9 protein-coding genes and 1 pseudogene are annotated in these 14,025 nt (G+C 33.8%); 4 read left to right on the top strand and 6 right to left on the bottom strand.

Annotated features, from left to right (window positions below; genetic code table 11):
- The first annotated feature begins 360 nt into the window (after nt 1-360).
- Together RINTHH_RS06160 and RINTHH_RS06165 are read left to right on the top strand one after the other, a co-directional pair.
- Nucleotides 361-1,373, top strand: a pseudogene (locus RINTHH_RS06160) (DMT family transporter).
- A 404-nt stretch (nt 1,374-1,777) separates the two neighbouring features.
- Entirely contained in the window at nt 1,778-2,305 is a 528-nt protein-coding gene (locus RINTHH_RS06165; RefSeq protein WP_008234269.1) for a hypothetical protein, read from the top strand.
- Between the two features lie 30 nt (nt 2,306-2,335).
- Here RINTHH_RS06165 and RINTHH_RS06170 read toward each other — a convergent pair whose 3' ends face one another.
- From RINTHH_RS06170 to mfd, 6 genes are all read right to left on the bottom strand, one after another.
- Nucleotides 2,336-2,986: a hypothetical protein gene (locus tag RINTHH_RS06170; RefSeq protein WP_008234270.1), complete on the bottom strand. Its 651-nt coding sequence runs from the start codon at nt 2,984-2,986 to the stop codon at nt 2,336-2,338.
- Between the two features lie 526 nt (nt 2,987-3,512).
- Nucleotides 3,513-3,602, bottom strand: coding sequence for a hypothetical protein (locus RINTHH_RS11550; protein WP_331270894.1), 90 nt, complete (start codon nt 3,600-3,602; stop codon nt 3,513-3,515).
- A 257-nt stretch (nt 3,603-3,859) separates the two neighbouring features.
- On the bottom strand, nt 3,860-3,985 hold the full coding sequence (locus tag RINTHH_RS11555; RefSeq protein ID WP_008234272.1) for a tryptophan synthase subunit alpha: 126 nt from the start codon (nt 3,983-3,985) through the stop codon (nt 3,860-3,862).
- A gap of 273 nt (nt 3,986-4,258) precedes the next feature.
- Nucleotides 4,259-4,549, bottom strand: a complete 291-nt coding sequence (locus tag RINTHH_RS06180) for a DUF3007 family protein (protein WP_008234273.1) — start codon at nt 4,547-4,549, stop codon at nt 4,259-4,261.
- 193 nt (nt 4,550-4,742) lie between these two features.
- Nucleotides 4,743-4,955 carry an NAD(P)H-quinone oxidoreductase subunit L gene (gene ndhL, locus RINTHH_RS10455; protein ID WP_081606238.1) on the bottom strand — a complete coding sequence of 71 codons (213 nt, stop codon included), beginning with the start codon at nt 4,953-4,955 and terminating at the stop codon, nt 4,743-4,745.
- Between the two features lie 2,019 nt (nt 4,956-6,974).
- On the bottom strand, nt 6,975-10,445 hold the full coding sequence (gene mfd / locus RINTHH_RS06185; protein ID WP_008234275.1) for a transcription-repair coupling factor: 3,471 nt from the start codon (nt 10,443-10,445) through the stop codon (nt 6,975-6,977).
- Nucleotides 10,446-12,652: 2,207 nt separating this feature from the next.
- Here mfd and RINTHH_RS06190 point away from each other — a divergent pair.
- Complete coding sequence (locus RINTHH_RS06190) at nt 12,653-12,874, top strand: Calvin cycle protein CP12 (RefSeq protein ID WP_008226771.1); 222 nt, start codon at nt 12,653-12,655, stop codon at nt 12,872-12,874.
- 542 nt (nt 12,875-13,416) lie between these two features.
- Nucleotides 13,417-14,013 (top strand): DUF3177 family protein, encoded by a 597-nt coding sequence (locus RINTHH_RS06195; protein WP_008234277.1) that lies wholly within the window; start codon nt 13,417-13,419, stop codon nt 14,011-14,013.
- The last annotated feature ends 12 nt before the right edge of the window (nt 14,014-14,025 follow it).

Genomic DNA, 14,025 nt, shown 5'->3' on the forward strand with positions numbered 1-14,025 from the left:
ACTTTTATATATAATATAAAATATACTATAAGTTTAGTAATAGATATATATATTTTATATTATAATTTAGGTTAGAAATATAATAGTTTTTAAATGAAAAATAAAGAATTTATATGTAAATTTAAAATTTGTAAAAGAACTCATTAGATCTTTTTTTTATAAGACTTATAAATTTATATTAATGGAGTCAAGCATCCTCATATTAGGATGATAATAATAAGAACCTAAGAAAACAAATATTAAATTATTCTAATAACAAACTAATATATATGCTTTCATAAAACTACATAATTCAGTAAAATTAACTAGTTATAATTTTCCACTAAACGCAGTGTGGAATAATACATCCGGTAGTTATTTATGCAAATTTTGTTTCCTGTATTTCGCTTCTCTCTGTCATCTTTATTTTTAATCCTGCCATTTTTTTTATGGGGCACAACAATGGTAGTAATGAAAGGGGTATTAGCTCACACAACTCCATTATTTATGGCTGGGTTACGTCTTATCCCTGCAGGAATCTTAATATTGGTGGCAGCAGCATTTATGGGTAAATCCCAACCCCAAGGATGGAATGCTTGGTTGTGGATTACAATTTTTGCATTTGTAGATGGGACTTTATTCCAGGGATTCCTGGTAGAAGGCTTAGTTAAAACCAGTGCTGGTTTGGGGTCTGTGATAATTGACTCTCAACCCCTAGCAGTCGCTTTGATATCTTCCTGGCTATTTAAAGAAAGAATTGGTTTATATGGATGGCTAGGTTTAAGTATCGGGGCAATTGGTATTAGTCTTATTGCTTTATCTGACAATTTGACTTTCCATGATATTCATCTTTTTATTCCCTCTATTGCTGAATTATCACCCTATGATATGCTTCTGTCTTTTACTGAAAATGGTGAACACTTAATGCTGGTAGCAGCACTCAGTATGGCAGTGGGAACTATTTTAATTCGTTTTGTTTCCCGTTATGCAGATCCTATCACTTCTACTGGATGGCATATGATTATTGGGGGGTTGCCATTATGGTTTGTTTCGGGAATTTCAGAAAGTAATCCCCTTATCAACCTGGGTTTTAGTGATTGGTTTATCCTGGGATATATGGCAGTTTTTGGAAGTGCAATCGCTTATGGGCTATTTTTTATTTTGCGTTTCAAGGTAATCTTATCAATCTCAGTTCACTGACTTTTCTTACACCTGTATTTGCTTTAATATTCGGCTATTTTTGGCTGCACGAGGTTCTCAGTGTATTACAGTGGGTAGGGGTTGGATTAACGTTAATCAGCATTTACCTGATTAATCAACGGGAAAAATTAACAGGTAAACACTATCTCGAAATCCAATCTGGTGCTGGAAATGATAAAAATGGTCATTTATAGGTTCAGAAATTCTGAATCATTTACCCCATAGCAAAATACATCTGAGTCATAGCCTATCTGACATTAGTAAACGTTGTTTTAGTATCTGCTTGATATTTCCTGATAGTGTCATCAGAGTTCTATAATTCTCTCCAGTAAGTTGTCTATATGATTCAACCAGACAAATTTATATTGACATATATTACAGGAATATGTAGGGATATCCTTTAAATTGATAAATATGAATATTAATTTGGCAAATTTAGATATTGGTAGTTTTTTTTATAGAGTCCTAGTCTGTTAAACTTCTGTTAAGAAAAGTGGACAAGACAGAACCTAACTGAATTTATAGTATTTATCTTTTTATTTTATACATTCATTTCAAGTTGCTGTTATAGTTTTGACAACAAGAATCACACCTGAGGATGAATATCTCAAATAGTAGTAGTATTCCTTTCCATCGTTCCTTAGTTTATGCGACCTTTCGGGATAAACTCGTGGACTTAGTTCCTTATATGCCTAATGTGCGTGATATTAGGGTAAAGTCCCGTCGGGAAGAAGATGGGAAAATATATTGTGTGAATGAATGGCATGGTGGTGGTGAGATACCCTTGGTGACAAGAGCTATACTCAGCGAAGAGATGCTTTCTTGGACTGAGTATAATACTTGGAAAGGAAAAGATTTTATTCTGGTATGGTCAATTGAAACGCACTCTTTTAAAGAAGCTGTAACTTGTTCTGGCATTAATCGCTTCCTAGAAGATAATGGCAATACGATCATTGAAAGTCGCGGGGAATTAATAATAGACCCAAAGGAAATAAAGGGAGTACCCCATTTTCTAACAGGTCAAATAGCTCATGCAGTAGAGAATTTTTTGGCAGAGAAGATTAAACCTAACTTGTTGGAAATGAGTGAGGGCTTACGGAAATATCTACAGAAAGAATCAACATGAAAAAAATCACATAATACAGAAACAACTCACCTAATAGATATCATCATATTGGTGGTGGTTTTTTACCCTTTTCACTTCTTTGTGAGGGGGTAAAAATTCTGCCCGGCGTGCGGGAGCCATATGTTGGCTCGTACTAGGATAAGGATGTAACACCTGGACGGTACGGGCATTACGCTCCCTAGGGGAGAATAGGGCCAAAACCCCTGCAACTACAACTCCCCCACCAATTGCAAGACTCATTCCCCCTACTGCCCAAACTATGGGTGAAGAAAGCAAAGTATTTCCAGTTATATTTAATTCAGATGGTATGGGTATTCGTTGATTATTATCAGTATTCAACCTCATTTGCTGCATCTGAAACTGCATCTGTTGTATTTGGGCTTTCAACAGAGTATTTTCTTGCCGTAATTTATCACCTAAGACTTTATACTTCTCTAGTTGCACTAGTTTCTGACTGATACTGGGATCAATAGGCAGGGGTACGGGTGCGTTAGGATTTAAGTAGGTGTAGGGATATGTTCTAACTTGTGGGGGTACCATCGGGTTCATGGCAGGTGCTTGCATTGGTGGAGACACAGCAAAATTTGGTTGGGTAGAAGTTTCCCCTGGACCTTTAAGTAACAAGAGTGCTGCCAGCCCTGCTACGGCCACCCCACCAACAAACGCCATACTTTCGCTCATTGTCCCTTGCCCCTAGACTGCAACACCACTAAAATAAATGACTGATTCTCTCTCACACTCATATACTTAATACCCTAATACTTTTTATTTTATTTTTTTATGCTCAAATATTATGTATGTTAGTGCTTTCTATACTTACCTAATTGTTAAAGCACATGAAGGTGCTTTATATATTCAAAACTATATCTGTTAAATTGTCTACCAAGAAAGATGAAAAAACTAGATTTTACTCTTTCTTTATTTATCTCCCCTTGTCTCAACGAAAATTAGCAATTAATTTGTTAATTTTACTTAAACTTCTGATATCGCATCTTTGAGCTTATAGCAAAAGTCAATAGCATTTATATCCTCTTCTGGCATTCCTTGAGCCAATATCTAAACCATGGAACTATCAAGAATTACACCATCACCTCCCCTGTCTTTATAATTGCTTTGCTTGTTCTGATCATAAAATACTAAAGCCCACACTAACAGGTTTATTCGTAACATGACGTATTTTTAATGTTAAATCCGACATCTGTTTAGATCATGTCCCTGTAAATCCGGTAACGCTCACAAGGTTAATAAAACCTTGGGAAATATTTACAATAGCAGTTATGCGTTTGTCAGAACTCATAGGAGTAATGAGTAAAATAAATTCAACACCAGCTTTTTTTTGCAGGTTTAATGAAATTAGCTACTTCCTCTAAAGATAAATCTGGTAAAACAAATCCAGAAACGCCAATGAAAGATATTTCTTGAAGAAATATCTTGATTACACTATTTAAAATGGGGTTATCTTATGTAAATAAGACAATGGGTATATTCATAATTGGGAATAAGCTGTTTTAAAATTGCCAGAACCTTTTCTAGGGTATTGCTATAGCAGGATAGTCAGAGTAAAGTAATATTTACTTCAATCACATTTGTACCATTGCTATCAAAACCCTGCAGTGCTAATGCAGTAATTTCCAAATTAGGATCGTCTGCAGTAATGTAAGGAATTAAAGCAATTTCCATTTATTTTGCTAGAGTCTAGCAAAATAAATGGAAATATTAGCAATTGTTTTCAGTAAAATAGCTTTGAATTTTAAATTAATATCTTGTCAGATATTTTTCCTAAAATCGTGGAAATAATCATCAGTCGTCCCCAATATTGTTAAGTCGAATTAGGAGTAAAGTTTATGGACTTAGTTCAAGTATATACTTAACGAACAAATTAATTAGGCAAAACTGAGGTTTCTAACTTTCCATCTAAGAAATTACTATCTAAACTTTCAAATTATTAGGTTTTTATTCTATCTCTGTCTGAATACGTTCTAGTTCTTCTGGAGTGAGCTCATCTAAACGTTGTTGGAAAAAAGCTTTTTCATAGTCTTCTCGCTGTTGATTATAGGTCATTTTGTTATTTACAGCACGAAGTATATAGGTGAATGACCAGCCTATCAACCCACATATAAGTACTGTCTGGCTTAAAATACCAGAAATCTGGCTATCCAAACCCAATCGTTGTAATGCAAGGTATATTATACCGCCTGCAACAAAGATACAAAAAGCAATTATAATTGCGTCAATACGTCGCATGATAAGAATGACCTAATACATTAGAATATTAAAGAGTGGGGAACAAGTTGATGATGCTAATAACCCCAAATACTAGTTTTCATATCTAGGGATTTCCCCCAGATATCAAATAATTTAGAGGAGTTAAAATCAAGTAGAAGTAGTCTACCTGTTAACACTTTAAACCTTTAAGTTTTTCCTCTAATTTACTATATTACACTTCAATTTTTCGTCGCTGGGGGCGTAGATTAACAAATGGCGACAGGAGCAATAAACCAGGGAAGAAAAAGAAAACTAGAAAGTACATCAATAATCGCTCTATGGAACTCGCCACATACCATCGCTGTTTCAGGTAAAGTAAAACAGCTGCAGGTAATAACAGCAGATAGGCTCCAGCAAACATTAAATAGAGTAACGCTATAATCATACTTTTGTTTTCCAGTCCACAAGACTAACAAGCATATCTAATTCTTATCATAGGCTGATGTTATTAGTTAGGAAAGGGTAAATAATTCTGTGGATAAATAAGAACCCGCCTTTACTTTAGAGCGACGAGTGTTTCTATAATACTCAAACAAGTATTTCTGTAGAGTAAATGACCAGATAACTATAAAAAATAGACTTTATGGTAGTCATTAACTTATAATTACAGAAAATTGCCACTAGTTTTCTTGAAGGTCAAAACATAAACCTAATTTGTAATTAAAAAGTGTAATACCTAAGTCCATGTAATTTTCTTCTGTTTTGTATTTTTTGGGTTTACATTGACTATTTTACAGTTTTGGTTATTGACTCTTGTAATGTTCAACTCAAAACTTATTTTAAAGAAGGCAGTTGAGTTAGACAGTGAGAAAAAATTAATTTGGACTGTATACTATCCACTTATATATGAGATAAAGAACATATTAAATAGCATGTATATTTTATAACTTTATATTAATTATTATTTAACCTCTTGAGGAATATTATTCCTAAGAAGGGCTATATAAATAAGAGTTGAATACTTACATAAAAATAATATTTTGACTGCATCCAAAAAACTACTCAATTTGTAAATTTAGCAGTTTAAGTATATAATTTCCTTATCAGGAAAATCTAGTTATACATAGTACATGTTAAAGGTAGTTTCAAAAGTAAATAATTTAAGTAATAGCATATTGATAACACCCATATTCTATAGGGAATATAAAAGGTATGGGAAAAACTATCTCTAAAAATGTAGAACAATACTATTGTGTTGAAATAGCTAACAACCAAATAAATAACAGAGACAATTATCCAACAAGAAAAAAACATATAACAATTTAAAGGCAAGGTAATAAAACCCTAAAAATAGATAAGATAACGTAAAATGACTAAGTACTGAGAAAGTAAAACATAACTGATATATATACTGAAAATTTTATAACAAGGAGTATTATAGTCTGGTCATATAAGTACCATCCCACATCAGTGGTATTATATGTTGCTATTGCCAGTTCATTAGAGGTTCTGAATAGTAGGCTGTAAATAGACTAGCCAAGATTAAGTCATCTATCTGAGTAAAATCAAATTAAGCACTTGTAAATTAATATGCTAATGCAAATTAGCTTTATTTTTATCATGGTTATATTATATATTCTTTACTGAATTAATTAATGATGTAGAGAAGACAACATAGCATAACCGATAAGCCAATCACTCAGATGAGTTAAATACTATCTCAAACTAGTGCCAAAAACAGTAAAATCCAGGATATAGATAATAATGTGTTCTAAATCCTTCACTGTGTTTATTAGTATTATTAGGACTAAGGTTTAGTCGTTTCTCATGACATGAAAATTATTGCATTAGTGAAAAGACTATAAATAAACTGGGGATCGTATTTTAGGGCTGTAATAATAAAATACATTTACCATGATAATGATCAATTACAGGGCAAAATAATTTTTGGGTTAGACTAGGGGTGGATTATACTTGCCTAATTGTAGATTTACTCGAGTCAGTGAATAATCAAAAATATCATGATTGCACCACTTTATTTTGACCGCAATAATCTTAATTTATTTTAAGATGAAAAATAAAAACCAGCTTACCACAGCTGGTTATCTTAAAAATTCTTTTCCATGTTGTCTTTTCAATCGTTTTAAACCCAAATTCGCATTCTTAAAAGGCGATAGGCAAAGATTCTTAACAATATTGTAACAGCTACCACAGGATCTTTGGATCTGTTTACCAAAAAAAGATATTAGCAATAAAAGTTACATGTTTTACTTATATGATGCTGTGATCAGAGCATCATTAGTGAAAATGATTAATTGTTTGCCTAATATGGACAATTTTGTTTTTTGAAACTAACTTCTAATTTATCAAGCAGTTTAAGGCTTTTACTACCAATGAACTCAAGCGTTATTTAAGACATTATAAATACTGGGGAAAATACCCAACGGTTTTAACGATAAATATTTTAAATTACTGATACATTAGGTATAGTTGAAGACATTTTCCCTAATGCATCAATCAATGTCTGCAATTGTTGCTCAGCATGAAATACTCCTAAACCACGAACTGTGACTTTTCCAGGAGAATAAACAAAACGGCTCCGTAGATTTTCTGGTAAATTTTCTGCTAATAAGTTCCAAGCAGGTTCTTCCATTAGTGTTTCCAAAACGATATGCTGTTTATTTTCCGGTTTGATACGGACGAATCCAAGTCTTTTCGCAACTTGTTTGAGTTCCATGACTCTTAACAATTGTGTTGTTGGTTTGGGTACTTTACCATAACGATCACCCCATTCGACAGCAATTTTTGCTAGGTCTTCCCTCGATTTGGCTAATGCTATAGTGCGGTATGCGCTCATTTTTTGATCAATATCAGGAATATAATCGCTAGGAATCATGGCAGTGATGTTGAGATCAACCTGGGTATCCTCAACTTTAGGTATTTCTTGTCCTCGGATTTCTCGGATTGCTTCTTCTAACATTTCCATATATAAATCAAAACCAATAATATCCATTTGTCCCGATTGTTCTACACCAAGCAGATTCCCCACACCGCGGATTTCCATATCTCGCATTGCTAGTTGGTATCCAGAACCGAGTTGAGTTAGTTCTTTAATTGCTCGTAATCTATTTCTGGCAGTATCAGATAATACCTGTTTTTGTGGATAAAATAGCCAGGCATGAGCTTGAATCCCGGCACGTCCCACACGTCCCCGTAATTGGTACAATTGTGACAGACCAAAGCGATGAGCATCTTCAATTAAGATGGTGTTAACGCGGGGAATATCTAAACCAGATTCAATAATGGTAGTGCAAACCAACACATTTGCTTCTCCATTACTGAAAGTGAGCATAACAGATTCTAATTCTCCTGGATCCATTTGCCCATGGGCAGTTATTAACTTTACCTCAGGAATCATTTTCCTAATACTTGCAGATTTTTCTTCAATTCCTTCCACTCGGGAAACTACATAAAATACCTGTCCACATCTATCTAGTTCTAGTCGGATGGCACTGCGGATAGTTTCAGTAAGCATGGGGGAAAGGTGAGTTTTTATGGGACGTCGAGATGGAGGTGGAGTCGTAATTAGGCTAATTTCTCTAATTCCAGAAAGTGACATATACAAGGTACGAGGAACAGGTGTAGCGGAAAGAGTGAGTACGTCTACTTGGGTTTTCAGGGATTTGATTTTTTCTTTCTGGTTGACACCAAATCTCTGTTCTTCATCCACCACCAATAACCCTAAGTCTTTAAAGCTAACACTTTTACCTAAAAGTTGATGAGTTCCGACTACCACATCTAGTTCCCCAGATGTGAGTCTTTTCTGAATTTCCCTACGTTCCTCTGTACTACGAAAACGGTTGAGTAAACCAATATGGATAGGATAAGGAGCAAAGCGCTCTTTTAGAGTATGATAGTGTTGCTGAGTTAAAATGGTAGTGGGTGCAAGCAATGCTACTTGTTTTCCTGCAGTGACTGCTTTGAAAATAGCTCTAATTGCAACCTCAGTCTTACCAAAACCCACGTCTCCGCATATTAGCCGATCCATAGGGCGAGTACTTTCCATATCCTGTTTTACATCCTGTACAGCCCTCAATTGATCTGTGGTGGGTTGATATGGAAATGAGTCTTCCATTTCCTGTTGCCAAGCCATATTTTTGGGGTAGCTAAATCCCTCCCGTTTAGCACGGGCTGCATATAATGCAAGAAGGTCAACTGCCAATTTTTTTACAGTTTTACGGACTTTATTTTTGGTGTTTTCCCATACTTTACCTGTCATTTTATTAAGTTGGGGTGTTTTAGATGTTGTATAACGCAAGCGGGACAGTGTACCCAGTTGGTCTGTAACTAACCGTAATAATCCATCAGCATACTGAACAACCAAATAATCACGGGTTTCATTATTCAAAGTTAAACTTTCCAACCTGAGAAATTTACCTACACCATGGTTTCTGTGGACAACATAATCCCCTGGATGTAACTTGTTGGGATCAACTTGCTTAGAAGCAGCATTACAACGCTTGCGAATATAGCTGGGAATGGTTAATGAGTGTTGTCCGTAAAACTCTCTATCCGTAATTACTAAAAGGCGGAAAGTAGGCAAAATAAAACCCTCCAACTCCGCCAACCCAGAATACTTGAGAGCAACAGGGGTATGATTAAGTTGTAATTTGTCAATTGCCTGGTAATCTCGGGGATTAGGGACAAACTGAGCTGGACAATCATGTTCTTGTAGCAGAGATACAGAACGACTAGGTTGTGCAGAGATGATCCATATGGCAAAATTGCGGTTACGTTCTTGTCTTAGTGTTTCTGCTATCTTCGCAAAACCATGGGGAGTTACATTTAGAGAACGAACAGATAAATTTGTGCCTTTATTTTCTGCTTCTAACTCAGATAAATATAAAGTTTTAAATCGGTCCATATCTCCCAAACAATCATCTAAAATTCTGTGAATTTTGGGTAAAGTATCGTTATCATTATCAGTAAATTTCCACTGCTCCTCAGCATTTTCAAACCAGCGCTCATTATGGGCATAACACTGTTCTAGTTCATCAACAACAACTAAGGTATTCTCTGGTAAATAATCAATTAAAGAAGCAGTTTTATCAAAAACTAAACCTAAAAAACGGCGACTTCCTTCCAAAGTTTGCTTATTTCTCCATATTTCACGTTCCTCTGCTAATAAATACTGCTCAACAGTAGAAACATCTTCCATGGCTGCCATGATAATTGTTGCAAAACTGGTGGGAGTCAAAATTAAATGCTCAATTTTATTTAAAGTTGAACGTTGAGTAGAAATTTCAAACTCTCGAATTTGCTCAATCTTATTGCCAAACGATTCTAATCTTACAGGCAAATCTGAGGATACAGGGAAGATATCTACAATGTCCCCACGACAGCTCCATTGTCCTTCCATTTCAACCATGGGTACCCGCTCATAACCCAAACGAGTCAAATGTTGGCTAAAAACCGCCAAATCCCAATCCATATTTCGCTTTAGGTTAATACAGAAATGAATGAATATCTCTTTTGGAGGTAGATGGGGCTGTAATGATGTGTGAGTAGCCACAATTGCCAAATTAGTTATCTTGTTCCTTTTTACCAAATTTGCAAGGACCTGCATCTGTCCCCAATTTGCCTCGATTTCTGGGTCAAGGGGTTCGTATGGAGAAGCCTCAAAAATAGGGTAAAAATGGATAGTTTCCCATCCCATAGCTTCTAGCTGAGAAGTCCACCGATTAGCTTCTTCTAAAGTTGCGCAAATCACAAATAAATTTTTCTCCTCAGCGTTAGCCAAAGCCGAGGCAACCAAACCTTTAGGTAGCCGTGAAACTCCGTTCAAATGTATATTTTGTTGTTGTTTTAGTTTGGCAAGAAGTTCATTTAACAGAGATGAGTATCCTAAAGCACGGACAATGGATGAAAAAGCCATGATTTTCTAGCCGAAATGAAAGTCGATTAACTCGGAATGATTACAGACTCTAAGTCTAATTTCATAAAAATTAAACCAACTCAAGTGGATAAAATCTATATAGAATTCCTATACAATTATCCTCTTCTAAAATGAGTATATTTTGCTTAGACCACTTTATTTTCACTTGTAGAATTAGCCTAACATTGTATGGCCACAACTAGAGTTGATAGAACAACTATTTGCAGTTTATCCCTATGCTCAGAAGAAGAACTCAAAGTACTGAGAAATCAAAAATATAAATCCTTGGGGACAAGTAATACAATTCCCTAGAATTATGCCTATAACTATCTATTCTCTCCTTTTCAGTTTGGAGTTGAACTAAGTGACTTTCTAATATTCCACCGGATATGGATAGTTGTTGCATCCCACAAGAATAATTCTGAGGAGAAAATACAATCGATCAAAGTCCCAAAACATTTTTAAAAAATATATATGAACAACATAGTTCTCTGTTATGATCAGATTTATTTGTAAATAGAAGATAATGGCAAAATAATTGATTAAACTGGGACATTCTGGAACCTATACTGGCATTAAGATAATAATGCTTGATTTAAGTTATGAACCGTTTAAGCATAAACATTTAGAAAGCTCTAATATCTTAATTTAGTATTTATTTTTATATATAAAATGAGTGTGTTTCATTCAAATTAATGTACTCCTAAAGTAGGATACAAAGATCATTTATGAAATCTACAGCTATAAACTATTTTGCCTTCTAATCTACTTCAAATTTTGCCTAATATTTTTGTCAGGACTTTTACTTTGTATTTCTATATCCTATGTATGAGTTTTATATAAATACATCAATTATAAGAAACCTGATATACTTTTGGATTAAATATGGTTTTTCAATAAAATGTTTATTTATTGTTATAAGTAAACAGTAAGAATCAGACCCTTTACTACAAGCTAAAGTTATACTTGCAAACATAAGAATAAAGTAAAAGTATTTTGGCCTATGTTCAGTCTAACTTAGAAGAATTTTGTGGTAAAAATTCCCATGATTCTGAAGATGTATTAGGAAATATTACTAATGATATTCCCAATTAACATGGGTATAGAATTGCTTGAATTTAAAAGATATTACGGTAATACCTATATTTTCCATAAAAACCAGGTTGTGAATTAAACCAAAGATACAAGACTAAAAATAAATATTTCATTCAAATAATTATGGCTTATGAAAATGTTTTTGATAAATGAAATACTATAGTTATTCCTAACTAATCAGATTATGAGATCTTTGTTTAAGTATATAAGTGTGGAATTATAAAATTAAAACTCAAGATTTGATTAGTTTGCTTAAACTATCTGAAAGTGTCAACAATATAGATAAATCGTGAGCACTTTAAATTTATACCCTATGCTACATTAGTAGATCTGGATTTTGATTTGATGTTCCGTAGTGATTATTTTTCTAAAAATATAGGTCATGTATTATATTGGCAAGGTGAAAACAATAAGGTTTGTAGCTATTTTAATAATAGTACTTGGTGATAATAATATCTCTAACATTTGTCCTATATGAGAGAATATTGTTACTGGTGACTATGTTTTCCCTAGTCCAAAATTTTTATGCCAAGTATTACTTTTTTTAGTACATAATTTGGTGATAGCTGTGCAGTCGTTTAAATATCTAATTTCAGATAAATTTTAGACCTTACTAACCTTTTATGTATTATACTATTTCCTATGAATATGGCCTTTTAATTTTTGTTTTCTACTATCTTAATTAGGTATTTATAAATCAACTCTACATGAAAAAATATTGTTGGGAGAGATTTAATTCACTACATCATATATACAACTGCTTCTTCCAAATCATTAACAAATTTATAATTTATTGGTTCAATACATTTATGTTATGAGATGTATAATCCCAGCTTACTCTGAGGATAGTCTTTGCTTATACTAAAGACAGACAGTAAAACTTATTATGTTAATGATAACAGGTTCATTATTATACATAGGGTATTTTTTCATTTTTACATTTCCTTAAATTCCTTCGAAAGCAAGACTATTATTACAGTATTTAGTTACAGCTATAGGTAAAATTATTAAGTGTACAATTTCCTAGTTAAAATGGTGAGTGACACTAGAAAAAATAATATTCCTCTAACTTTTTCTATACTAGTCATAACAACATAACAGTACTCAAAACAATGTCTGATATTCAAGAAAAAATCCAGCAAGAATTAGAAGAAGCTCGTGCAGTATGTGGTACATCAGGTAGTAACTCTGCTGAATGTGCTGCTGCATGGGATGCGGTTGAAGAATTACAAGCAGAAGCCTCCCACCAAAAACAAGGGAAAACCAAAAACTCTCTGGAAGAATACTGTGATGAGAATCCTGACGCTGCAGAATGTCGTGTTTATGAGGATTAGTCAGGTACATCATTAAATTCTGCTGGGGCTAAATTAGCGAATTTTATTTCATTCTTACTCTAATATCTGAAATGATTTCCGGCCTGATAAGTTGAGTTATCTAAATCAAACCCAGATATAGCACCTGCCCACCAATCCTTAGATTGTAGGGTGTTGGTAAGTATGTCATTTTGAGGATCAATGCCAACTAGTAATATTCCGAATAGTAGTATTACAATGGGTTTAGGAAAAACTATCTTTTCTCTCTAGACAGAATGGAGTTATATTAGCTAATTATCCCTGGCTATGTAGGTTGAATAATGTCGATCTAGAGGAGAATATTCCAGAGATACTTGTTTTTAACTCTTTTGCTCTATATATTCCCGGTTTCATGACAGAAACCGGGCACCTCATTGTTGATATTTTTCAGTTAAAGTTATCTATTATAGTTATCTTTTGAATAAGTCAATGGTGTTGTTTAAATAGAACAACACCATTGATTTATAATTTGTTGATTGTAAACCAGAATTTCTGGACTTGATTTATACCTATTTAACAAAGTTATGAACAATGATGTTTGGTTTCGCCCATTAGTATGGATAGATTATCGCTTAGCTGTTTTGTTTATGGTAATTTTTCCTCTACTCTTACTTTCATGGGCATTTTTCCAAAAAGCTGAAGCTATACAAAGACTTTTAATTATCTATTGGCGAGTGTCAAGTTTATTGCTTATTACTTTGTATTTAATGATTGGTGGGTTTGGGATTGCTTTTCTCTCTAGCTGGATAGCTAGACTCTTAATTCCCTTAGAATTATGGTTTTGGGTTGATTTAAATGAGGAAATTGAATATTATCCAAACAGCTTGCTTAAAGTCATTTTCACTTCTTGGCGATGGGCTGTGAGTACTTATTGTCTTTTTGGGTTAGTTGCATTTTTACCTTTCTTAAGTTGTGCTTTCTCAAAGGATAGTATTACGACAGCTTATTGTGGGGTATGGCTGGAAGCACCATTGATGTTTAAGGAATACTTTCATTCTAATGTTGATAAGCCTGAATCCCTTGGTATTCTTGGCATTCTTGGCCTAATCACATATGTTGTTTACTTAGGTTATTTTATACTATTTAAACTTGGCAAAAAGAGACGTTCTGCACTTCAATAATAATAAATTATG

The sequence above is a fragment of the Richelia intracellularis HH01 genome (genome assembly GCF_000350105.1).
GTDB classification, from domain to species: domain Bacteria; phylum Cyanobacteriota; class Cyanobacteriia; order Cyanobacteriales; family Nostocaceae; genus Richelia; species Richelia intracellularis.

What these genes read in the sequence shown, in the direction of transcription:
- RINTHH_RS06165 (WP_008234269.1), top strand. Translation starts at nt 1,778, where the DNA reads ATGAATATCTCAAATAGTAGTAGTATTCCTTTCCATCGTTCCTTAGTT.
- RINTHH_RS06170 (WP_008234270.1), bottom strand. Translation starts at nt 2,986, where the DNA reads ATGAGCGAAAGTATGGCGTTTGTTGGTGGGGTGGCCGTAGCAGGGCTG.
- RINTHH_RS11550 (WP_331270894.1), bottom strand. Translation starts at nt 3,602, where the DNA reads ATGAGTTCTGACAAACGCATAACTGCTATTGTAAATATTTCCCAAGGT.
- RINTHH_RS11555 (WP_008234272.1), bottom strand. Translation starts at nt 3,985, where the DNA reads ATGGAAATTGCTTTAATTCCTTACATTACTGCAGACGATCCTAATTTG.
- RINTHH_RS06180 (WP_008234273.1), bottom strand. Translation starts at nt 4,549, where the DNA reads ATGCGACGTATTGACGCAATTATAATTGCTTTTTGTATCTTTGTTGCA.
- ndhL (WP_081606238.1), bottom strand. Translation starts at nt 4,955, where the DNA reads ATGATTATAGCGTTACTCTATTTAATGTTTGCTGGAGCCTATCTGCTG.
- mfd (WP_008234275.1), bottom strand. Translation starts at nt 10,445, where the DNA reads ATGGCTTTTTCATCCATTGTCCGTGCTTTAGGATACTCATCTCTGTTA.
- RINTHH_RS06190 (WP_008226771.1), top strand. Translation starts at nt 12,653, where the DNA reads ATGTCTGATATTCAAGAAAAAATCCAGCAAGAATTAGAAGAAGCTCGT.
- RINTHH_RS06195 (WP_008234277.1), top strand. Translation starts at nt 13,417, where the DNA reads ATGAACAATGATGTTTGGTTTCGCCCATTAGTATGGATAGATTATCGC.